Source organism: Cellulomonas sp. HD19AZ1, assembly GCF_004535805.1.
GTDB lineage: Bacteria > Actinomycetota > Actinomycetes > Actinomycetales > Cellulomonadaceae > Cellulomonas > Cellulomonas iranensis.
In genome coordinates this window covers 99,057-119,888 of the sequence record NZ_SPHX01000004.1, presented here as the reverse complement: position 1 = coordinate 119,888, position 20,832 = coordinate 99,057, and the positions used below count along the sequence as shown (strand labels likewise).

At 77.0% G+C, this 20,832-nt stretch carries 21 protein-coding genes and 1 riboswitch; of the genes, 13 read left to right on the top strand and 8 right to left on the bottom strand.

What is annotated here, in order from left to right; translation table 11 throughout:
- Positions 1 to 3 precede the first annotated feature (3 nt).
- The 3 genes from E4A51_RS09225 to E4A51_RS09215 all read right to left on the bottom strand — a co-directional run bounded on the left by E4A51_RS09225 (position 4) and on the right by E4A51_RS09215 (position 2,751).
- Positions 4 to 1,131: a 6-phosphofructokinase gene (locus E4A51_RS09225; RefSeq protein WP_087510517.1), complete on the bottom strand. Its 1,128-nt coding sequence runs from the start codon at positions 1,129 to 1,131 to the stop codon at positions 4 to 6.
- A 145-nt stretch (positions 1,132 to 1,276) separates the two neighbouring features.
- Positions 1,277 to 1,615: a YnfA family protein gene (locus tag E4A51_RS09220; RefSeq protein ID WP_046529585.1), complete on the bottom strand. Its 339-nt coding sequence runs from the start codon at positions 1,613 to 1,615 to the stop codon at positions 1,277 to 1,279.
- A 71-nt stretch (positions 1,616 to 1,686) separates the two neighbouring features.
- Entirely contained in the window at positions 1,687 to 2,751 is a 1,065-nt protein-coding gene (locus E4A51_RS09215; RefSeq protein ID WP_134851556.1) for a serine hydrolase, read from the bottom strand.
- Positions 2,752 to 2,821: 70 nt separating this feature from the next.
- Between E4A51_RS09215 and E4A51_RS09210 the strand changes: the two genes are divergently transcribed.
- The 3 genes from E4A51_RS09210 to E4A51_RS09200 all read left to right on the top strand — a co-directional run bounded on the left by E4A51_RS09210 (position 2,822) and on the right by E4A51_RS09200 (position 5,118).
- Complete coding sequence (locus tag E4A51_RS09210; RefSeq protein WP_134851555.1) at positions 2,822 to 3,772, top strand: DMT family transporter; 951 nt, start codon at positions 2,822 to 2,824, stop codon at positions 3,770 to 3,772.
- On the top strand, positions 3,769 to 4,452 hold the full coding sequence (locus E4A51_RS09205; RefSeq protein ID WP_134851554.1) for a GntR family transcriptional regulator: 684 nt from the start codon (positions 3,769 to 3,771) through the stop codon (positions 4,450 to 4,452). Before E4A51_RS09210 ends, E4A51_RS09205 begins: the two co-directional genes overlap by 4 nt.
- A gap of 135 nt (positions 4,453 to 4,587) precedes the next feature.
- A complete protein-coding gene (locus E4A51_RS09200; protein WP_134851553.1) occupies positions 4,588 to 5,118 on the top strand; it encodes a hypothetical protein in 531 nt (176 codons plus the stop codon).
- A 7-nt stretch (positions 5,119 to 5,125) separates the two neighbouring features.
- Here E4A51_RS09200 and E4A51_RS09195 read toward each other — a convergent pair whose 3' ends face one another.
- Positions 5,126 to 5,836 (bottom strand): LysE family transporter, encoded by a 711-nt coding sequence (locus E4A51_RS09195; protein WP_070320191.1) that lies wholly within the window; start codon positions 5,834 to 5,836, stop codon positions 5,126 to 5,128.
- 221 nt (positions 5,837 to 6,057) lie between these two features.
- Here E4A51_RS09195 and E4A51_RS09190 point away from each other — a divergent pair, with 221 nt between their 5' ends.
- The 3 genes from E4A51_RS09190 (at position 6,058) to E4A51_RS09185 (ending at position 8,227) form a co-directional block, all read left to right on the top strand.
- A complete protein-coding gene (locus tag E4A51_RS09190; protein ID WP_082131526.1) occupies positions 6,058 to 7,344 on the top strand; it encodes an AI-2E family transporter in 1,287 nt (428 codons plus the stop codon).
- Between the two features lie 86 nt (positions 7,345 to 7,430).
- Entirely contained in the window at positions 7,431 to 7,568 is a 138-nt protein-coding gene (locus E4A51_RS18330) for a hypothetical protein (protein ID WP_156442121.1), read from the top strand.
- A 41-nt stretch (positions 7,569 to 7,609) separates the two neighbouring features.
- Positions 7,610 to 8,227, top strand: a complete 618-nt coding sequence (locus E4A51_RS09185; protein WP_070320190.1) for a transcriptional regulator — start codon at positions 7,610 to 7,612, stop codon at positions 8,225 to 8,227.
- A gap of 31 nt (positions 8,228 to 8,258) precedes the next feature.
- Here the strand turns inward: E4A51_RS09185 and aroD are convergent, their stop codons facing one another.
- The 3 genes from aroD to E4A51_RS09170 all read right to left on the bottom strand — a co-directional run bounded on the left by aroD (position 8,259) and on the right by E4A51_RS09170 (position 11,318).
- A complete protein-coding gene (gene aroD / locus E4A51_RS09180) occupies positions 8,259 to 9,029 on the bottom strand; it encodes a type I 3-dehydroquinate dehydratase (protein WP_070320189.1) in 771 nt (256 codons plus the stop codon).
- Between the two features lie 50 nt (positions 9,030 to 9,079).
- A complete protein-coding gene (locus E4A51_RS09175) occupies positions 9,080 to 9,643 on the bottom strand; it encodes an ATP-binding protein (RefSeq protein ID WP_134851552.1) in 564 nt (187 codons plus the stop codon).
- Between the two features lie 181 nt (positions 9,644 to 9,824).
- On the bottom strand, positions 9,825 to 11,318 hold the full coding sequence (locus E4A51_RS09170; RefSeq protein ID WP_070320188.1) for an NAD(P)/FAD-dependent oxidoreductase: 1,494 nt from the start codon (positions 11,316 to 11,318) through the stop codon (positions 9,825 to 9,827).
- 687 nt (positions 11,319 to 12,005) lie between these two features.
- Between E4A51_RS09170 and E4A51_RS09160 the strand changes: the two genes are divergently transcribed.
- Positions 12,006 to 12,854 carry an LLM class flavin-dependent oxidoreductase gene (locus E4A51_RS09160; RefSeq protein ID WP_134851551.1) on the top strand — a complete coding sequence of 283 codons (849 nt, stop codon included), beginning with the start codon at positions 12,006 to 12,008 and terminating at the stop codon, positions 12,852 to 12,854.
- Between the two features lie 86 nt (positions 12,855 to 12,940).
- On the opposite strand, the gene E4A51_RS09155 is transcribed toward E4A51_RS09160, so the two are convergent.
- Positions 12,941 to 13,603, bottom strand: coding sequence for a GNAT family N-acetyltransferase (locus E4A51_RS09155; protein WP_046529578.1), 663 nt, complete (start codon positions 13,601 to 13,603; stop codon positions 12,941 to 12,943).
- 314 nt (positions 13,604 to 13,917) lie between these two features.
- On the opposite strand from E4A51_RS09155, the gene E4A51_RS09150 reads away from it, so the two are divergent.
- The 6 genes from E4A51_RS09150 to E4A51_RS18850 all read left to right on the top strand — a co-directional run bounded on the left by E4A51_RS09150 (position 13,918) and on the right by E4A51_RS18850 (position 20,791).
- Positions 13,918 to 15,858: a penicillin-binding transpeptidase domain-containing protein gene (locus tag E4A51_RS09150; RefSeq protein WP_070320186.1), complete on the top strand. Its 1,941-nt coding sequence runs from the start codon at positions 13,918 to 13,920 to the stop codon at positions 15,856 to 15,858.
- Positions 15,859 to 15,917: 59 nt separating this feature from the next.
- Complete coding sequence (locus E4A51_RS09145; RefSeq protein ID WP_070320185.1) at positions 15,918 to 16,895, top strand: aldo/keto reductase; 978 nt, start codon at positions 15,918 to 15,920, stop codon at positions 16,893 to 16,895.
- Between the two features lie 168 nt (positions 16,896 to 17,063).
- A complete protein-coding gene (locus E4A51_RS09140; protein ID WP_134851550.1) occupies positions 17,064 to 19,397 on the top strand; it encodes a SpoIIE family protein phosphatase in 2,334 nt (777 codons plus the stop codon).
- Positions 19,394 to 20,056 carry a 1-acyl-sn-glycerol-3-phosphate acyltransferase gene (locus E4A51_RS09135; protein WP_134851549.1) on the top strand — a complete coding sequence of 221 codons (663 nt, stop codon included), beginning with the start codon at positions 19,394 to 19,396 and terminating at the stop codon, positions 20,054 to 20,056. Before E4A51_RS09140 ends, E4A51_RS09135 begins: the two co-directional genes overlap by 4 nt.
- Positions 20,057 to 20,088: 32 nt before the next feature.
- Positions 20,089 to 20,259: a CsbD family protein gene (locus tag E4A51_RS09130; RefSeq protein ID WP_046529574.1), complete on the top strand. Its 171-nt coding sequence runs from the start codon at positions 20,089 to 20,091 to the stop codon at positions 20,257 to 20,259.
- Positions 20,260 to 20,566: 307 nt separating this feature from the next.
- Positions 20,567 to 20,641: riboswitch (cyclic di-GMP riboswitch) on the top strand.
- Between the two features lie 15 nt (positions 20,642 to 20,656).
- Positions 20,657 to 20,791 carry a hypothetical protein gene (locus tag E4A51_RS18850; RefSeq protein WP_255430559.1) on the top strand — a complete coding sequence of 45 codons (135 nt, stop codon included), beginning with the start codon at positions 20,657 to 20,659 and terminating at the stop codon, positions 20,789 to 20,791.
- Positions 20,792 to 20,832 lie beyond the last annotated feature (41 nt).

The following is a 20,832-nucleotide window of genomic DNA, read 5'->3' as shown; positions in this document are numbered from 1 at the left end:
CGCTCAGTCGCCCAGGCCCGTGCCCACCTGCCGCGCGGCGGCGATCCACGCGTGGTCGGTGGGCACGAGCTTGACCTTGCCCGCGACGTCCGCGAGCGGCACGGGCACGGCCTCGTCGCCGCGCGCCGCGACCATGACGCCGAACTCGCCGCGCTGCACGAGGTCGGCCGCGGCCGCCCCGAGGCGCGTCGCGAGCAGCCGGTCGGCGGCGCACGGCGCCCCGCCGCGCTGCACGTACCCGAGGATCGTCACGCGCGACTCCAGGCCCGTCGCTGCCTCGAGCTCGCGGGCCAGCTTGAACGAGTGCTCGCGCTGCGCGTCCTCGACGTGCTTGAGGTGCGTCTTCGCGGCGCGCCGTGCCTCGGGGGTCTTCGCGGACTTCACGAGCAGCTGCGCCGCCTCGTAGTCGGCGGTGTCGTCGACGTCGCGCGCGCCCTCCGCGACGGCGACGACGGAGAACGACGAGCCGCGCGCGGTGCGCTGCTTGATCGTCTCCGCGACCGACTCGATCGTGTAGGGGATCTCGGGGATGAGGATGATGTCGGCGCCGCCGGCGATGCCCGCCGCGAGCGTCAGCCAGCCCGCCCGGTGCCCCATGATCTCGGTGAGGATGATCCGGTGGTGGCTGTGCGCGGTCGAGTGCACGCGGTCCACCGCCTCGGTGGCGATCTCGGTGGCGGTCGCGAACCCGAACGTCGTGTCGGTCTCGGCGATGTCGTTGTCGATGGTCTTCGGCAGGTGCACGACGTTGAGCCCCGCGTCGACCAGGCGCATCGCGTTCTTCGCGGTCCCGCCGCCGCCGAGCATGATGAGCGCGTCCAGGCCGAGCGCGCGGTAGTTCTCGACGACGCGCGGCACCATGTCCTGCGGCTCGCCGTCCACGACGTACCGGTGCACCTTGTCGCGGCTCGTGCCGAGGATCGTGCCGCCGACCGTGAGGATCCCCGACAGCGCCTTGCCGTCGAGCTCGACGTACCGGTTCTCGACCAGGCCCGTGACGCCGTCGCGGAACCCGAACAGCTCCATGCCGTAGTGCGCGATGGCGGTCTTGCCGAACCCGCGGATCGCCGCGTTGAGGCCGGGGCTGTCGCCGCCCGCGGTGAGGATCCCGACCCGCCTGGGCTTGCCCATGTCCGCTCCCGCCGTCGCGCGGCCGGTGCGTCCCGGACCGTCGGGCCCAGCCTGGTGCACGGCCGCCCGCGCGCACAAACGTCACGACGCCGCAGGTCGCACGCGTGCCGGGGCGGCGGCCCCGCGCCGGGCGCCCGGCGCCGGGTCAGGCGGCCGCGCGCGGCCCGTACATGATGAGCGCGACGCCGACCAGGCACACGAGCGCGCCCGCGACGTCCCACCGGTCGGGCCGGAAGCCGTCGACCACCATGCCCCACGCGAGCGACCCGGCCACGAACACGCCGCCGTACGCCGCGAGGATCCGCCCGAAGTGCGCGTCGGGCTGCAGCGTCGCCACGGCGCCGTACAGCCCCAGAGCGATGACGCCCGCACCGACCCACACCCAGCCCTTGTGCTCGCGCAGCCCCTGCCACACGAGCCACGCCCCGCCGATCTCGAGCCCGGCGGCGGCCACGAACAGCAGGATCGAGCGCAGCGTGGTCATGGGGGTCCTCTCGACGCGGTCGCACGAGTATCCCGCGGGCGTCCCACCCGCGGACGGCGTCGGCCGGACGGTCAGGCGTCCAGCGCCTCCCGCAGCGCGCGGGCGACCGGCCAGGCCGCGTCGGCCGTCGTGCCGGCCACCGTGATCGTCAGGCCCGTCGTCGGGTCGTGCTGCGACCAGAACGACACGCCCGTGTCCTGACCCTCGAGCGAGACCGCACCGTCCGGCTCGGGCAGCCACAGGCCCAGCCCGTAGCGGCCGTCGTCGGTGTCGCTGCGCACCTCCCGCATCCGGGCGACGAGGTCCGCGGGCACGATCCGCCCGGACAGCAGCGCGCCCCACAGCCGCTCGACGTCGGCCGTCGTGGTGTACGCGCCGCCGTCGCCGCCGCCCACGACGGGCAGGTGGTGCACGTTGCTGCGCCACTCGCCGTCGACGAGCACGTACCCGGTCGCCGCGTCGGCGGGCAGCGCGTCGGACCGCGGGTAGCCGGTCGACGCCATGCCCGCGGGCTCGAGCACGCGCGTGCGCACCAGCTCGTGGAACGGCACGCCCGAGGCGCGCTGCGCGAGCAGCGCGAGCAGCACGAACCCGCCGTTGCAGTACGCGAAGTCGCTGCCCGCGGGGAACAGCGTCGGGTGGCCGTCGAGGATCGGCAGGTAGTCCTCGGGGTCGACGAGCCGGTGCACGGGCACGGGCATGAGGTGCTCGGTGAGGTCGGCGTCGTCGTCGAGGTAGTCGCCGATGCCGGAGCGGTGGGCGAGCAGGTGCTCGACCGTGACGTCGTCGGCGACGAGCGGGAGGTCGTCGCCGAGCAGCGACCGCGCGGTGGTGGTGAGGGCCAGCGTGCCGTCGGCGACGAGCGCGAGGGTCGCGAGCGCGGTGAGGCCCTTCGACCCCGACGCCATGGCCACGCGGTGCGCGGGCGTCAGGGGTGCGCGGGTCCGCCGGTCGGCGGCGCCCCACGCGGCGTCGAGCAGCACCTCGGACGTCGCGGGGTCGGGCGGTGCGCCCGGCGCGGTGCGGGTCACGCGGGCGACGACGCCGGCGAGGGCGTCGGTGTCGTCGTCGGGGTCGGTCGTGGCGGACGCGATCGCGTCGTCGGCCACCTGGCGCAGGTGTGCGTCGGGGGTCATGCGCGGCGACGCTACCGGGGGCTGCGTCGTCGCCGCGACGCCATTCCGGTGATTGTGTAACAATCCGCGGGTGCGTGCCGTCCTCGCCGTCCTCCTCGCCGCCGTCTGCTTCGGCACCACCGGCACCGCGCAGGCGCTCGGCCCCACCACCGACCCCCTCGTGCTCGGCGCCGCCCGCATCGCCGTCGGCGGCCTCGCGCTCGCGGCCGTCGCGGCCGCCGTCGCGCGCCGCGCCGCGCCGCGCGCGACGGCACCACGCACCGCGGGCGCCGGGCGGCCACCACGCACCGCGGGCGCCGGCGGCCGGCGGCGCGCGGCCGGGGCCGTCGCCCTCGGCGCGCTCGGCGTGCTGGCCTACCAGCCCGCGTTCTTCGCCGGCACGACGCGCAACGGCGTCGCCGTCGGCACCGTCGTCGCGCTCGGCTCCGCGCCCGTCGTCACGGGCCTGCTCGCGTGGGCCGTGCGCCGCCGTCGCCCCCCGACCTCCTGGCTGCTCGCCACGGCCCTGGCCACCACCGGCGTGGCCGTGCTCGGCCTCGCCCCCGGCGGCGGGCCGACCGGCGGGGTCGACGCGCTCGGCGTGCTCGCCTCGCTCGGAGCGGGCGCCGCGTACGCGCTCTACACGCTCGCGGGCGCCGCGCTGATCGACGCCGGCTGGTCGTCCACCACGAGCATGGGCGTGCTGTTCGGCGTGGCCGGTGCCGCCGCCGTCGTCGTCCTCGCGGTGCGCGGCGCCGCCGGCCTCGCGTCACCCGCGGGCGTCGCCACCGTGCTGTGGCTCGGGCTCGTCACGACGACGCTCGCGTACGTGCTGTTCGGGTACGGGCTCGCGCGGCTCGGCGCCCCCACCGTCGCGACGCTCACGCTCGCCGAACCGCTCACCGCCACCGTCCTCGGGCTCGCGGTGCTGGGGGAGCGGATCCCGCCCGTCGGCGCGCTCGGGCTCGTCGTGCTCGCCGCGGGGCTCGGCGTGCTCGCGCTCGGCGCCCGCGCGCGCCGACCCGTCGAGGTGCCCGCGTGAACCCGCGGCCGTCCGTGCGCGACGCCGCGACGCCGCGCGCCCGGTCGACCGCCACCGGCCCCACCGCCGCCCGCGCGCTCACGGCCGCGCTGCGGGCCCAGGTGCTCAGCGGCGCGCTCGCCCCCGGTGCGCCCCTGCGCGAGGAGGCGCTCGCGGCCGAGCACGGCGTCTCGCGGCACACCGTGCGCACCGCGCTCGCGGCGCTCGCCGCCGAGCGGCTCGTCACCGCGCAGGAGTACCGCGGCGTGCGCGTCGCACGCCTCGACGACGACGAGGTCAGGTCGTTGCAGCACCTGCGCGCGGCGCTGGAGTGCGAGGCGGTGCACCTGGTCGCCGCCCGGCACCGCGCGCCGTGGCCCGACCACGTGCTGGCGCCGGCACGCGCGGCCGTCGCCGAGCTCGCCGGCACCGACCCCGCCGACTGGGCGGCCGTGCAGGGCGCGCACGCGGCCGTGCACCTCGCGCTCGTCGCCGCGGCCGGGTCGCCCCGCCTGACCGACGCGTACGCGTCGCTGGGTGCCGAGGTCGCGCTGCTGCTGCTGCACGCACGGCCCCGCTACGACGTCGCCGGGCTCGTCGCCGAGCACACCGCGTACCTCGCCGACGTCCAGGTGCGCGGCGCCGTCGCCGTCCGCGAGCACCTCACGCACCTCGCGGACGTGCTGCACCCACCGGCCTGACGCCGCCCCCCGTGCCCGGGTCCGCCCGTCCCGCGGGCTGTCGACGGACCTTCGCCGCGTCGGGCGTCGTGACCCGGCCTAGCGTGGTGGTGACCCCCGGCGCCCCGGGGGTCGGGGTCCTCGGAGGGGTGCGTCATGCGTCGTCTCGTGCTGGGTGCCGTCGTCGTGGCGGTGGCGCTCGCGCTGCCGGTCCCGGCCGCCGGCGCCGTGCCGGCCGACGGTCTCGTGACCACCGAGGTGGACGGCGTGACCGTCACGACCACCGAGCCGATCGAGACCGCCGAGGCCCTCGCGGCCTTCCTGCTGAGCGCCACGCCCAAGGACGTCGAGGTCGACGTCGACACGGGTGGCGTCGTGTCGGTGACCGAGCGGGTCGTGCCCACGGTCACGCCGTTCGTCACGGTCAGCGGCGCGTGCGGCGCGGGCGACGCGTGCCTCGTGTCGGGCAGCGCGCCGCTCACCGACTACGGGTTCCGCGGGCCGGCGGGCACCGTCACGGGCTCGTGGCCGAGCCGCGTCAGGTGGCGGACCGGCAGCCGCACCGCGCAGGCGTGGTACCGCCACCCGCAGACGAGCGTCACGACGTCGTGGGGCGGGGTCCTCGGCCCGAACACCCAGGTGACCGCGAGCGTGCTGGTCACGGCGGTGCGCGTCACGCTCTACTGACGTCGCGTCACGCGCCCACCGCCGTCCGGACGGCCAGCGCGAGGACGACGACCGCCCCGACGACCGCCGTCCAGCGGCGGCCGCGCGGACCGGTGAGCCGCGTGCCCGCCCACGCACCCGCGCTGCCGAGCAGCAGCTGCCACGACGCCGAGGCCGCGAACGCGGCGACCACGAACGCCACGCGCGGGCCGGCGGAGGTGAGCGTCGTCGCGGCCGAGCCCGACGTCAGGGCGACGAAGTACACGACCGTCGCCGGGTTCACGGCCGTCGCGGCGAGGACCAGCAGGAACGCGCGCCGCGGCGTCATGCCGCCCGGTGCGTCGCCGACCGCGGCGTACGCGGGCGGCACGTCGGGCCCGGGTGCGACGTCGACCGGCGCCGCGTCGCCGGCCGGCGTCGCGACGGCGGGCACGGGCGCCGGGCGGGCGGCCGGGCGCAGCAGCAGCACGGCGACCACGACGAGGACGGCCGCCGACACCCACCGCACCGGGTCCGCCGCGCGGACGAGGACGGGCGCGAGCACCGACCCGAGCAGCACCGCGAGGGTCGCGTACACGCCGTCGACGACCGCGGCGCCGAGTCCGCCCGCGCAGCCGACACGGCGCCCGTGACGCGCGCCCAGCAGGACGAGCAGCACGCCGACGGCGCCGACGGGCAGCGCGATGCCCCAGCCGGCGAGCAGCCCGGCGCCGACCGCCGAGCCGACGTCGGCGCTCACGCGGCGGTCCTCGCGGGTCGTCCCGTGCGCACCTGGCTGCGCCGGTCGGGGCGCCGGTCGGGACCGTGGGCGGGGCGTGGGTCGCGCGCTGCGGGGGTCACGCGCCGATCATGGCGGCGGCGCGCCGCCGTGACCAGCCCTTTCGCGGTGGTCGTGCGGGCACCGCGCCCTAGTGTGTGTCCGATCGCCCCACCGCCGCCCCGCACCGCGAAGGACGCACCGTGACGACCGACCCCACGCCCGCCCCGGACGCCGCCGCGCCGGAGACGTCCGACGCGGCTCCCGCCGCCGCCCCCGCGCCGGTGTTCGGCGCGCCCGCGGCGCCGGGCGACGAGGGCACGCGCCCGCTGCAGCACGACGCGCGCCGCCCGCCCCGCTGGTGGGGTCAGGCCCTCGCGATGGGCGTCGTGGCCGTGTTCGTGGGGATCTTCGCGTGGCGCGCGATCGGCTCGCTGCAGAGCCTGCTGGTGAACCTGCTCATCGCGTTCTTCGTCGCGCTCGCGCTCGAGCCGATCGTCGTGTGGCTGGTGCGGCACCGGTGGAAGCGGGGCGCCGCGGCTGCCGTCGCGCTGCTGGGCGGCCTCGTGCTGGTCGTCGTGGTGTTCGCGCTGTTCGGCAACCTGTTCGTGCAGCAGCTCGTGCAGCTGGTCGGCAACGTCCCCGACCTGTACGCGTCGGCGCAGACGATGGCGTCGGAGCGGTTCGGCCGGGAGCTGCCGGACATCGACCAGCTGGTCGAGCAGGCGGCCGAGCAGTGGGGCGGCGAGGTCGCGTCGGGTGCGCTGCTGGTGGGCTCGACCCTGCTGGGCGGGGTGTTCGCGTCGCTGACGATCCTGCTCGTGACGTACTACCTGCTGGCGGCCGGCCCGCGGTTCCGGGCGTCGATCTGCCGCTGGCTCACGCCGAACCGGCAGCAGGACGTGCTGCGGCTGTGGGAGGTCACGCAGGTCAAGGTCTCGGACTTCATCAACACGCGCATCGTGCTCGCGGCGATCGCGACGGCCGCCACGTTCGTCTTCCTCGTGGTCCTGGGCACGCCGTACTCGCTGCCGCTCGCGCTGTTCACCGGGATCGTGTCGCAGTTCGTGCCGACGATCGGCACGTACCTGGGCGGTGCGCTGCCGGTCGCGGTCGCGCTGACGTCGCAGGGCGTGCCGCAGGCGCTCGGGGTGCTGGCGTTCGTCATCGGGTACCAGCAGGTCGAGAACCTGTGGCTGGCGCCCAAGGTGTCGGCGCGTGCGCTGGAGATGAACCCGGCGGTGTCGTTCGTGGTGGTGCTGGCCTTCGGGGCGGTGTTCGGGCCGCTGGGCGCGTTCCTGGGGCTGCCGATCGCGGCGACGATCCAGGCGGTCGCCAACACGTACGTGCAGCGGCACGAGCTCGTGCAGTCGCACATGCTGCACGACCCGGGGGAGGGGCCCGGCGGCGACCCGGCCGGGCGGGGCGACGTCGAGAAGGCGCGGGCCGCGGCGCGCGTGGCCGACCGACGGCGGGCGACGGAGGCCTGATAGTCACGCAACACCACTTGCGAAAGAACTGTTGCGCAACAGATGTTGCGCACGTAGCCTGGTGCCCACCGACACCAGGAGGACCCGTGCACCGCACCGACCGCAGCCCCGCCCGTCCCGCGCGTGACCCCCGCCGCGGGCCCGCCGACCGCACCACCGACGTCGAGAGCTACCGGCGCGACCGGCTCCTCGTCGAGGCGCAGCTCCTCGCCCGCCCCTGCTGACACCCGTCGCCACCGCACCCGACCGAGCCGAGGGAGCACCCGTGACCGCCACCCCGCCCGACGACGCACCCGCCACGGCGTCGGCCGGCCTGCGCACGTCCGACCCCGCGGTGCTGCGCGCGCTCGCGCACCCGCTGCGCGTCGAGATCCTCGACCTGCTCGACGACCTGCGCGAGGCCACCGCGAGCGAGATCGCCGAGCGCACCGGCCAGACCGTCGCCAACTGCTCGTTCCACCTGCGCAGCCTCGAGAAGGCGGGCTACGTCGAGCGCGCCGAGCCGCGCGGCCGCGAGAAGCCCTGGCGCCCCGCGCACCGCACGCGCCACATGCGCCCCGACCCGGACGACGCCGAGTCCGTGCGCGGCGTCGCGACCGTCGCGTCGCTCGTCGTGCAGCGCGAGGCCGCGCGCGCGGTCGAGTACCTGGGCGACCCGCGGTCGACCGCCCCCGAGCGCGTGCGCGCGACCCGGGTCGCCACGAGCCGGTTCTGGGCGACGACCGACGAGCTCGAGGCGATCGCCGAGCGGCTCACCGAGCTCGCCGCCGAGCTCCGCGGCCGCGACGAGGACCCGTCGCTGCGCCCCGAGGGTGCCGTCCTGGCGCGGTTCTTCGGGATCCTGCACCCCGAGCTCGACGACGGCCCGGCGCCCACCGCCTGAGACGCGTCCGACGCGGCGGGGCGCACGCGCGTCAGAGCGCGTCGTGCAGCAGACCCATCGCGGCCCGCAGCCGGACCGCGTCCACCTGCCCGGGCGCGCTCGCGGCGCCCACCGTGCCGAACGTCATGGCCGACCCGAACACCTCGCCCGCAACGCGCGTCACGACCCCGAGCCCACCCATCGCGATCGTCACGACGGGTCGGTCCGTGTCCCGGGAGAACGCGCGCGTGGCCGTGAGCAGCGTCAGCACGTCGTCGGCGTCGTGCGGCGTCACCGCGACCTTGCAGACGTCCGCGCCCAGGTCGCGCTGCCGGCGGAGCGTCGCGACGAGGTCGTCCGCGGGCGGCGTCGCCGCGAAGTCGTGCTGCGACACCACCACCGCGAGACCCGCGCCGTGCGCGTCGGCGACCAGCGCGGCCGCGTCGCGCGCCGCGAGCTCGACGTCCACCGCGTCCGCGCCGTCGGCCGCGAGCGCCGCGCGCACGACGGCCGCGTACGCGTCGTCGTCGGCCGGCTGCGCGCCGCCCTCGCGCGCCGAGCGGAACGTCGCGAGCAGCGGCACGTCCGGCGGCAGCGCCGCCCGCACCGCCCGCACGGCGTGGCGTGCCACGGCCGGGTCGCCGGCCGCGCCGACGAGGTGGTCGAGGCGCAGCTCGACGACGTCGGCCACCCCCGCGGGCAGCGCGCGCACGTCCGCGACCGCCGCGTCGGGCGTCGCCGCGACGACCGGCACGCAGACCTTCGGCACGCCGGACCCGAGGGTCGTGCCGCGCAGACGGAGCCGGCCGTCGTTCGTGGTCATGCCCCGATCATCGGGCATCGACGCACGCGGCGGGGCGGGCGTCCCGGACGTCAGGACGTCGCGTCGACGTCGAACGTGGCCCACACGTGCTTGCCCGCGTCGTCGACCCACCAGCCGACCTCGTGCGCGAGCCGCCGCGCGATCTGCAGGCCGAACCCGCCCTCGCCGGGCGCGCGGCCCTCGGCGAGGAACGGTGCGTGCGCGGCGTCGTCGTCGCTGACCACGACGAGCACCAGGTGCCCGTCGAGCGCGAGGCGCACGTGCGCGGGCGGGCGGCCGTGCGTCAGCGCGTTCGTCGCGAGCTCCGACGTCACGAGCACCGCGGTCTCCGCGACGCGGGCCGGCCGGACGGCGCGGCCCGACGTCGACGCGGACAGCTGCTCGCGCAGCTCGGCGCGCAGCGCCCGCAGACCCGCGGGGCTGTCGACGACCCAGCGCCGCACGGGCACGAACGCGTCGTGCGGGCGTGCCGCGGGCAGCGTGTGACCGCGCTCGCCGGCCGTCGTCGGGTCGTCCGGTGGGAGCGCTGCCGGGGGCACGGGGCTCATGGTCGACGGGGCGTCGACGGGGCTCGGCGCGAGGGTCGGCGGGCTCGGCTCGAGCGCGTCGCTCATGTCCCGCACCCCCGTCCCATGACCTCTCCCGCGTTCGCGTCGACGGCCCCGGCTCCGGGGCACCCGGCCACGGTAGGCGTCCGCGCGCGATCTCACCACTGAAGCGGCGGCGCGGCGTGCAGCCAGTCGGACGCACGTCCAGGTCGACCCGGTCGGGTGGCGCGCGACCGCGCCCGCCCGGTCAGCGTCGGCGCCCGCCCGGGCCGGGCGCGAGGGACGGCAGCTCGCGCACGTCGAAGACCTGCCGCAGCACCCGTCGCGCCGCGAACCAGCCGCCCATGCCGTGCACCCCCGGTCCCGGAGGCGCCGAGGCCGAGCACAGGTACACCCCCTCGGCCAGCCGGTACGGGTCGAGCGCGAACGTCGGCCGCCCGAGGGTCTGCCGCAGGTCCATCGCACCGGCCGAGATGTCGCCGCCCACGTAGTTCGCGTCGTGGTGCGGCAGCCGGGCGGCCGGCACGCAGCGCGCCGCCACCACGACGTCCCGGAAGCCGGGCGCGTACCGCTCGACCTGCGCGACCACCGCGTCCGTGACGTCGACGTCCGAGCCCGCCGGGACGTGCGCGTACGCCCACAGCGGCCGCAGACCCCCGACCGTGCGGCCCGGGTCGACCACCGACGGCTCGCTCACGAGCACCGTCGGGTGCGCCGCGTGTCGGCCCGCGGCGACCGCGGCCTCGGCGGCCGCCACCTGCGCGCGCGTGCCCCCGACGTGCACCGTGCCGGCGCGCCGCACGTCCGGGTGCTCCCACGGCACCGGGCCCGACAGCACGAGGTCGACCTTGGCGACGCCCGCGCCGAAGCGGAAGCGGTCCAGCGCACGGCGCGTGCGCGGTGCGAGCCGGTCGCCCGCGATGCGCCGCGCCTGGCGCGCGTCGGTGTCGAGCAGCACGGCACGCACGGGCGGCAGGTCGTCGAGGCTGCTGACGCGGTGGTCGGTGACCACCGTGCCGCCGTGCGCCTCGAGGTCCGCGACGAGCGCCGCGACGATCGCGCCCGAGCCGCCGCGCGGCAGGGGCCACCCGCGGCCGGCGTGCGCGAGCGCCGCGAGCATGAGCCCCGCACCGGCGGCCGGCACGGACGGCAGCCGCGTGATCGCGTGCGCCGCGACACCCGTGAGCAGCGCGGGCGCCACGGTCCCGCGGAACCGCGCCGACCACGCGGGCGTGCCCTGCTCGGCCATGCCCAGCGCGTACCGCAGCGCGGTCGGCACGCCGCGCGGCAGCAGCCCGGCCGGCACGCTGCGCCGGTCACCCATCGCGAGCGACACCACGACGTCCGCGTGCTCCGCGAGCCGCCCCACGAGCGAGCGCCACGCGGGCCCGTCCACGCCGAGGCCGTCGACCGTGCGGTCGAGGTCGTGGAACGCGACACCCGCGCGCCCGCCGGGCAGCGGCTGCGCGTACGACACCTCGGGCGTGAGCAGCTCGACGCCCCGCGCGGGCAGGTCGAACGCGCGCAGGAACGGCGACGCCCAGGCCATCGGGTGCACGGCCGAGCACAGGTCGTGCACCACGCCGTCGGCCAGGCCCAGGTCGAGCGTGCGGGCGCCGCCGCCGATCGTCGGCTGCGCCTCCAGCACGGTCACCGACAGGCCCGCGCGGGCGCACGTCACCGCCGCCGCGAGCCCGTTGGGCCCCGAGCCGACCACCAGGACGTCCGTCGGTGCGCTCACGCCCGGGTCCTCCGGGGGCGGGGCGCGAACGGCGACTCCGCGGGGTGCGACGCCGGGCCGGGCCGGGCGGTGCGGGGGCGGGGCGTGCGGGGGCGGGGCGTGCCGGGCCGGGCCGTGCGGGCGCGGGGCGTGCCGGGCTGGGCCGTGCGGGGGCGGGGCGGGCGGGGGCGTGCCGTGCGGGTCTCGGTCGCCGGGTCCATCGCCCCATCCTCGCCGGGCTCGCGACCGCCGGCACCTCGGCCCTGCCACGCGGCAGGTCGGTCCGCTGCCCTGACCAGTGGCCGGTACGCCGGTCGCCGATCTGACCAGTGGTCGTCTCGGGTGGTGGGGCGTGGTCGGCGGTGGCCCCTTGTGACCAGTGGTCGGTCGGGCGGTTGCCGTTGTGACCAGTGGTCGTTTCGGGTGGTGGGGCGTGGTCGGCGGTGGCCCGTAGTGACCAGTGGTCGGTCGGGCGATCGCCGTTGTGACCAGTGGTCGACTCGGGCGGTGGGCGTCGCCGGGCAGTGGCCCGTTGTGACCAGTGGTCAACGCGGTTGCGTCGCCGGTGACCAGGGCCCGGCGGGCGGGGGTGCGTCTCGTCGCGGGGCGGCGGGGCGGCGACCGTCCGGGGCGTCGGTGGTGGGGGCTAGCGTCGCGCAGGCGAGCACGGGCCGGCCGGGTGCCCGTCGCGGACGGACGGGGTGGACGATGCGGCTCGGGTGCGTGGGCACGTTCGGCACGGCGCAGCAGGTGGTCGACATGGCGGTCGAGGCCGAGGCCGCCGGGTGGGACGGGTACTTCACGTGGGACGGCGTCGACCTCGACGGCATGAAGGTGTGGGACCCGTGGGCGGTGCTGGCCGCGGCCGCGGTCCGCACGCACCGCGTGACGCTCGGCGCGCTGGTGTTCGCGCTGCCGCGCCGGCGGCCGTGGGTCTTCGCCAAGCAGGCCGTCACGGTCGACCACCTGTCGGGCGGGCGGCTCGTGCTGCCCGTCGGGTTCGGCGTGCCGACCGACGGTGCGGTGGCCGCCGTGAGCGGCGAGGCGACGACGCTGCGCGAGCGTGCCGAACGGTTCGACGACGCGCTCGACGTGCTCGACCGGTCGTTCGCGGGGCAGCCGTTCGACGTCGACGGGCACCACCTGACCGTGCAGGGCATGCGCCTGGTGCCGACGCCCGTCACGCGCCCCGACGGCCGCGCGCGCATCCCGCTGTGGGTCGTCGGCGCGTTCCCCGCCGAGCGCTCGATGCGGCGCGCCGCCCGGTTCGACGGCGTCGTCGTGCAGCACCGCGGCGAGCGCGCCATGGACGAGCTCGACCCGCAGGACGTCGCCGACGTCGTCGCGTGGCTGCGCGAGCACCGCCCCGCCGACGCGGGCCCGTACGAGGTGGTGCTGCACGGCGAGCTGCCCACCGACCGCGGCGCCGCGCGCGAGCGTGTCGCCGCGCTCGCCGAGGCCGGCGCCACGTGGTTCGTCGACGCGCTGTGGGACCCCGCGACCGCGACCCCCGACGCGCTGCTCGCACGGATCCGGCAGGGGCCGCCCGTGCCCTGACCGCCGCGGGACGTGGCACGCCGCCGCGCACCTCGCGCGGGTCGGCGCGAGCAGGGAGCGTCACGCGTGCCGCGGGGCGGCGGGCGTCAGCCGGTCGGGCGCGCCGGCCGGCTCATCGGGTAGATGAACGGGCCGCCGGGCGCCAGCGGCACCGGCTCGTGCTGGTCGACGTACCCGCGCGCGACGTAGTAGCCGACGTTCTCCTCCTTGGTCGTCTCGAGGTACGACGGCAGCCCCGCCGCGTCGAGGTCCGCGAGGAACGTCCGCATGAGCGCGCTCCCACGGCCGGCGCGCTGCAGGTCCGGCCGGACGCCGAACGCCTCGACGTACCAGGCGTCGGTCCGCACGCCCTTCGCGGTGAGGTCCCCGAACCGGATGATCCCGAGGGAGTGCTCGCGCGCGTGGGCGGCGATCCGCAGCACGCGGCCCGCCTGCCGCACCCAGCGACCGACCGTCATCGGGTACGCGCCCGGCGCGTAGAGCGCGAGCACGCCCGTGACCTCGTCGCCGCGCGTGGTAGTGAGGACGCGCCCGTGCCGCAGCCCGTCCGCCAGCGTGAGCCGGTACACCTCGCGCAGCTCGCGCTCGCGGCGGGCGCGCACCGGCAGCAGGTGCGTGAAGCCCGGGTCGTCGGCGAGCGCGGCGGCCAGCACCGCCGCGGCCTGCTCCCGGTGGCGCTCCTGGAGCGGCCCGACCGTGTCGGGCGGATCGGTCGTGCGCGAGCCCTCCGGGCGTCCCCCTGCGTCCATGCACGCATGCTTCACCGGACGTGCGTCCAGGTGCAACAGGAGGCCCGCCCGTGGACACCCGGGGTCACAGGGTGGACGACCGTGCGCGTCGTGCGAGGTCACGGCGTCGGGCCGGGAGCGCCCGCGTGAGGAGGTGGCGTGAAGATCACTCCGAAAGTCCTCGTCGCGGGCGCCCGGAGGTGCCAGGCTCGGTCCGACCCCTGCGCACGCGGCACGGCGTCGTGCTCGGCGCGCGGGAGAACCCCCGGGCCGGGGCGTGCGGGTCACGGACGGGAGGTCGGACGACGGTGCGAGCAGGGACCAGGACCGCGAGGGTGCGGACGGCGCGGTGGTGCGGTGCGGCGGTCGTCGCGCTCCTCGCGTCGACGGTGGCGGCGTGCGCGCCCGGGACGCCCGACGCCCGACCCGCCGCGGAGGCGCTCGCCGCCGCGCTCGCGTCGGGCGACTTCGGCGACGTGCCGCTCGCGGCGGACGCGCCCGCGCCGGCGGCGCTGGCCGAGACCCGCGCCGCGGTCGTCGAGGGTCTCGGCGACGCGACCGCGACCGTGGACGTCGGCGACGTCACGCTGGCAGACGACGAGCAGAGCGCGACCGCGCGGCTCGACGTCGCGTGGGACGTGCCGTGGACGGACGAGGACTGGACGTACGCCGCGACCGCGCAGCTCGTGCGCGACGAGGACGACGACGCGCAGCCGTGGCGCGTGCGCTGGGCGCTGCCGCTCCTCGCACCCGACCTCACCGACGGCGAGCGCCTGACCGTGCGCCGCACGGCCGCCGAGCGCGGCCCGGTGCTGGGGCAGGGCGACGCGATGATCGTCGAGCCGCGCACGGTCCACCGCGTCGGCGTCGACAAGACGCGGGTCGCGGAGGGCGAGCTCGACGCCGCCGCACGCGGTCTGGCGGCGGCGCTCGACATCGATGCCGACGCGTACGCGTCCCGCGTCGCGTCGGCGGGCCCCAAGGCGTTCGTCGAGGCGATCGTGGTGCGGGACACCGACCCGTCGTACGACGTCGCGGCGCTCGCGGCGCTGCCGGGCGTCAACGTCGTCGCCGACGAGGTCCCGCTCGCCCCGACGCGGACGTTCGCGCGCGCGATCCTCGGCACGGTCGGGGACGCGACGGCCGAGATCGTCGAGAGCTCCGACGGTGCCGTCGTCGCGGGTGACACCGTCGGGCTGTCGGGTCTGCAGCGGCAGTACGACGCGCAGCTGCGGGGCACGCCGGGCGTGCAGGTCGCCGCCGTCGCGCAGGAGTCGGGTGCGCAGCGCGTGCTGCTGCAGGTCGACCCGGTCGCGGGCGAGCCGCTGCGCACGAGCCTGGACCTGGACCTGCAGCAGCGCGCGGAGTCGGTGCTCGCGGGCGTCGCGTCGGCGTCGGCGATCGTGGCGGTGCGGCCGTCGACGGGCGACGTGCTGGCCGCCGCGAGCGGTCCGGGCAGCGAGGGCCTGTCGACGGCGACGGTCGGCCAGTACGCGCCGGGCTCGACGTTCAAGGTGGTCAGCGCGCTGGCGTACCTGCGCGGGGGTCTCACGCCCGACTCCACGGTGACGTGCCCCCCGACCGTCACGGTGGACGGCCGCACGTTCCAGAACTTCCCGGGCTACCCGGCAGCCGCGACGGGCGACGTGCCGTTCCGCACGGCGTTCGCGAACTCGTGCAACACGGCGTTCATCGGCCAGCGGGACCTCGCGGACCAGGCCGGGCTGCTGGCGGCCGCGCGCTCGCTCGGTCTCGAGCCGGCCGCGACGCTCGGCTTCCCGGCGTTCCTCGGCACGGTCCCCGACGAGGCGGACGGCACCGCGCACGCGGCGTCGGTGATCGGCCAGGGCCAGGTGCTCGCGTCGCCGCTCGGCATGGCGACGGTCGCGGCGTCCGTGGGTGCGGGACGCACGGTCGTCCCGCGGCTCGTGACGCCCGCGGAGGGGACGACGCCGTCGCCCGAGGCGACCACGGCGTCCGCCGACGCGCCCGAGCTGCCGGCCGCGACCCCGCTGACGGCCGACGAGGCGGCCGCGCTGCGCGACATGATGCGGGCCGTCGTCACGGAGGGCGGCGCGGGGCTCCTGGCGGACGTGCCGGGCGAGCCCGTGATCGCCAAGACGGGCACGGCGCAGTTCGGGCAGGACGACGACCTGCGCAACCACGCGTGGATGATCGCAGTCCAGGGTGACCTCGCGGTCGCGGTGTTCGTCGGCGAGGGCGACTACGGTTCGACGACGGCGGGCCCGCTGATGCGCGCGTTCCTGGCGGGCTGAGCCGGCCGCTGTCGCACGTCGCGCCGTCGGGGTCGGCGGCGCCCGGGGGAGGGACCACGATGACCGCACGCCACGTCCCGGGTGCTCCGGGGTGGATGCGCCCGCTGCCCGGCACGGGCCTGACCGTCAGCGCGGTGGCGCTGGGCGGGGGACCACTGGGCAGCATGCCGGACCTGTTCGGGCAGGAGGTGTCGCCCGAGCGGGGCATCAGCACCGTGCGGGCGGCGCTGCACTCGGACGTGCGGTTCGTCGACACGTCGAACGGCTACTCGGGCGGCGAGAGCGAGCGCCGCGTGGGTGCGGCGCTGACGGCGGCGGGCGGCGTGCCGGACGGCGTGGTCGTCGCGACCAAGGTCGACCCCGACGGTGCGGACTACTCGGGCGAGCGCGTGCGCCGGTCGGTCGACGAGTCGCGCGCCCGGCTCGGCATGGACCACCTGCCGCTCGTGCACCTGCACGACCCGGAGTTCCACGAGTTCGACGACCTCACGGGGCCGGGCGGTGCCGTCGAGGCGCTCGTCGAGCTGCGCGAGCAGGGGGTGGTCGGGGCGATCGGGCTCGCGGGCGGGCGCGTGCAGGAGATGGCGCGCTACCTCGCGCTCGGGGTCTTCGACGTGCTGCTGGTGCACAACCGCTGGACGCTCGTGGACCGGTCCGCGGGTGCGCTCGTCGCGGAGGCGCGGTCGCGCGGCATGGGCGTGCTCAACGCGGCCGTGTACGGCGGAGGGATCCTGGCGCACCAGCACGGCGGTCCGACGACCTACGGGTACCGCCCGGCCCCCGGCGCGGTGCTGGCGGCGGTCGCGCGCATGCGCGACGTGTGCGCCGCGCACGGCACGGACCTCGGTACGGCCGCGCTGCAGTTCTCGCTGCGTGACGAGCGGTTCGCCGCGACGATCGTCGGGATGTCGCGGCCCGAGCGGGTCGCGCAGACGCTCGCGACGGCGGCCGTCCCGTTGCCCGACGACCTGTTCGCGGAGCTCGAGACGCTGGTCCCGCCGTCCGCCTGCTGGCTCGACGCGCCGTTCGACGCCTGACCGTCCCGGCCCGGTGCAGGGCCGCCCCGCGCGCGGGTGGCACCGGTCGCGCCGGTCGTGCGGCTGGTGACCGTGAGGCACCTGGGGTCGTCGCGTCGCGGGCGTCGGCATGGATTACCGTTCTGCGACGGGACGGGCGCGCCGCGCGGCCGTGGGGACGGAGCGAGCATGACCGACCACGCCGGCGCGCCGCCCACCGGGCCCGGTCCGCTCGGGGACGTCGGCGACACGGTGACCGGTCTGCCCGTCGTCGACCTCGACACGTGCGCGGACGAGCCGATCCGCATCCCGGGGTCGGTGCAGCCGCACGGCGTGCTGCTCGCGGTGTCGGAGCCGGACCTGCGGGTGCGGCACGTGTCCGCGAACGTCGTCGACCTCACGGGCGTCGCGGCGACGGAGGCGCTGGGCCGGCCGCTGGCCGACGTGCTCGGGGCGGAGGCCGCGGACGTGCTCGCGGCGCACCTGGCCGCGGGGGACGACCTGCGGGTGCGCAACCCCGTGCACGTGCGGGTCGCGGGCCCGGCGGGTCCCGTCCCGGCGGACGCGGTGCTGCATCGCCTGACCCTGGGGGGCGGCACGCTCCTCGCGGTGGAGCTCGAGGTCGCGGACGGTCCCCGGCCCTTCTCGTTCCCGAACACGTACCAGGCGGTGCGCGGCGCGCTCGAGCGGTTCAACCACGCCGCGACGCTCGAGGACCTGTACGACGCCGCGGCGCAGGAGGTCCGGGCCCTGACGGGGTTCGACCGCGTGATGGTGTACCGCTTCGACGCCGACCACAACGGCGAGGTCGTCGCCGAGGCGCGGCGGGCCGACCTCAACGCGTTCCTGGGGCTGCACTACCCGGCGTCGGACATCCCGCCGCAGGCCCGCGCGCTGTACGAGACCAACTGGATCCGCACGATCCCCGACGTCGCGTACACGCCCGTGCCGATCGTGCCGCCCTTCGACGCGGCGTCGGGCGAGCCGCTGGACCTCACGCTGTCGGTGCTGCGCAGCGTGTCGCCCGTGCACCTCGAGTACCTGACCAACATGGGCGTGCACGCGTCGATGTCGATCTCGCTGCTGCACGACGGTCGGCTGTGGGGCCTCGTCGCGTGCCACCACTACGCGGGCCCGCACCCGGTGCCGTTCGGCACGCGCGCGGCGGCGGAGTTCCTCGGGTCGGTGCTGTCGCTGCGTCTCGTGGCGCGCGCGCACGACCGCGAGCTCGAGCGCGAGCTCGAGGCGCAGGCGGCGATCGCGCAGGTGCTGCCGGTCGCGCGGGACCACGACCGGGCGCTCGCGCAGGCGCTCACGGGCGACGACCCGGGGCTGCTGTCGGTCGTGCCGGCGCACGGCCTCGTCGTCGTCGCGGACGGTCAGTCGGCGACGGCGGGCGACGTCGCGCGCGACCTCGACGTCGACGCGCTGCGCGCCTGGGTGCTCGCGCGCCCGGACGCGGTGACGACGCGCACGGCCCTGGTGGACTCGGACCCCGAGCTCGCGGCGGTGCTGCCCGACGTCGCGGGGCTGCTGGCGCTGCGCCTGCCGGACGAGCAGGTGGTGGTGTGGCTGCGGCACGAGCACGTGCGCGACATCTACTGGGGCGGCGACCCGCAGAACAAGGCGATCGCACGCCGGGAGGGCGACCACGTGCGGCTGAGCCCGCGCAAGTCGTTCGACCGCTGGCGCGAGGTCGTGCGCGGCCGGTCGGAGCCGTGGGCCCCCGCGCACGTGCGCGCCGCGGCCGACCTGCGCAGCCGGCTGCTCGAGGTGATCATCCTGCGGAACCGCTGGCAGATGGCCGCGGCGCACGCCGTGCAGCTGTCGCTGCTGCCGCGGGACATGCCGCGCGTGCCGGGCTGGCAGATGCACGCGCGGTACGCCCCGGCGGCGGGCGGGCGCGTCGGCGGCGACTGGTACGACGCGCTCGAGCTGCCCGACGGTCGGCTCGCCGCGGTCGTGGGTGACGTCGTGGGGCACGGCCTGGGGGCGGCCGCGGCCATGGGGCAGCTGCGCAACGCGCTGCGCGCGTACCTGCTGCGCGGTGCCGAGGTGCAGGACGTGCTGCGGGACGTCGACGCGCTCGCGCGTCGCACGATGCCGGACGACATGGCGACCGTGGTCGTCGTGACGGTGGACCCCGCGACGGGCGAGGCGTGCGTGGGCGCCGCGGGGCACCCGCGGCCGCTGCTGCTCGACGCCGACGGCGGCGCGGTGCTGCAGGACGTGCCGGTGGATCGCCCGGTGGGCATCGGCTCGGGCGACCCGCAGGTCGCGCACCTGCACGTCGAGCCCGGCGGGGGGCTGGTGCTGTACAGCGACGGGCTGGTCGACTCGCGCTCGACCGCGCTGGTCGACGGGATCGAGCGGCTGGTCGCGGCGTTCGACCGGCCGGACCCGACCGTGCCGGTGGACATCGACGAGGTCATGGCGGAGTGCCAGGACCCGGACTCGAAGGACGACATGACCCTGCTGCTGCTGTGCCGGGACCTCGACCTGCCGTCGGGTGCGGACGCGTGAGCGTGCGCGCGGCCGCCGCGGGCCTGTTCTGGCGGGTGAGCCGCTGGACGTTGCGCACCGAGCGGGTGCCGCGCGACGGGTCGGGCATCCTCATTGGCGCGCCGCACACGTCGAACTGGGACTTCGTGCTGATGCTCGCGATCGCGTGGGAGGCGCGCCTGCCGTTCCGGTGGCTCGGCAAGCACACGCTGTTCCGGGGTCTGGCGGGGCCCGCGATGCGCGCGCTCGGCGGCATCCCGGTGGATCGTCGCGACCCGGCGGGCCTCGTCGACGACCTCGTGGCGCGCATCCGGGCGGGTGAGCGGTTCTACCTGGTCGTGACGCCCGAGGGCACGCGCTCGGGGTCTGGCTGGAAGTCGGGCTTCTACCGCATCGCGCGCGCGACGGGCCTGCCGGTGACGTTGGGATACGTCGACCGCACGACCATGACGACGGGGCTGGGGCCGACGCTGGAGCTCACGGGCGACGTGCGCGCGGACATGGACGTCATCCGCGCGTTCTACGCCGACAAGGCCGGGTTCGCGCCGGGTCGGCGCACCGAGCCGCGGCTGCGGGACGAGGCCGCGGGGCCCGACGCCGGTCCGGACGCGGGGCCCGGCGACGCTGCGGATGCGGGGCCCGGCGACGCTGCGGATGCGGGGTCGCCCGACGGCGCTTAGCGTCGACGTCGTACCGACGAAGGGAGACCGCGATGGGTGCCGACGACAAGATCAAGCACGCTGCCGAGGAGGCCTCGGGCAAGGCCAAGGAGGCCTGGGGCAAGCTGACGGACGACGAGCGTCTCGAGGCCGAGGGTAAGGGTCAGCAGACCTCGGCGAACATCAAGCAGGCCGGCGACGACGTCAAGGACGCGTTCCGCTGACCCACGCGCGGCGCGGTCGTCCCGCGCCGCTCCCGTTCGGGACGCCCCCGTGCACCGCTGCGGTGCGCGGGGGCGTCGTGCGTCCGGTCGCACCGAGGGCTGCGACGGCCGTGGGAGTGTCGGCGCGACGGGCGACGCTGTCGGTCGGGACGTCACCCGGACGGCCGTCCAGGTCCCCCTGCCGGGCCCCGCGCCGGGCCCTCGGCACGGCGGGATACCGGCCGCGCGGGTGAAATCGGGCGTTCTCCTGGACGCGTGACTGGGATCACTACCGCTCGAGCGTGTGAGCGGTCTAATGTCGGACTTGTCAGCGAAACGGCAAACCCTCCGCGAGGAGGGGACGCAAAGCCACGGGACCCACGCGGTCAGCCGGGCTACCGAACGAGAGGTTCCTCCCATGGACCAGCGCGGATCCGCCGCAGAGCCGCACGAGGCTCGCACCCTTCCCGTCGCCCGCTGGGCCGCCATCGCGGCCCGCCTCCAGGCCACGGTGTCGACCATCCCGCTGCAGCGGGACGAGCTCGCGGCCTGACCGGCCGCCGCACGACTCACCGCGACCCCCGTACCGGCCCC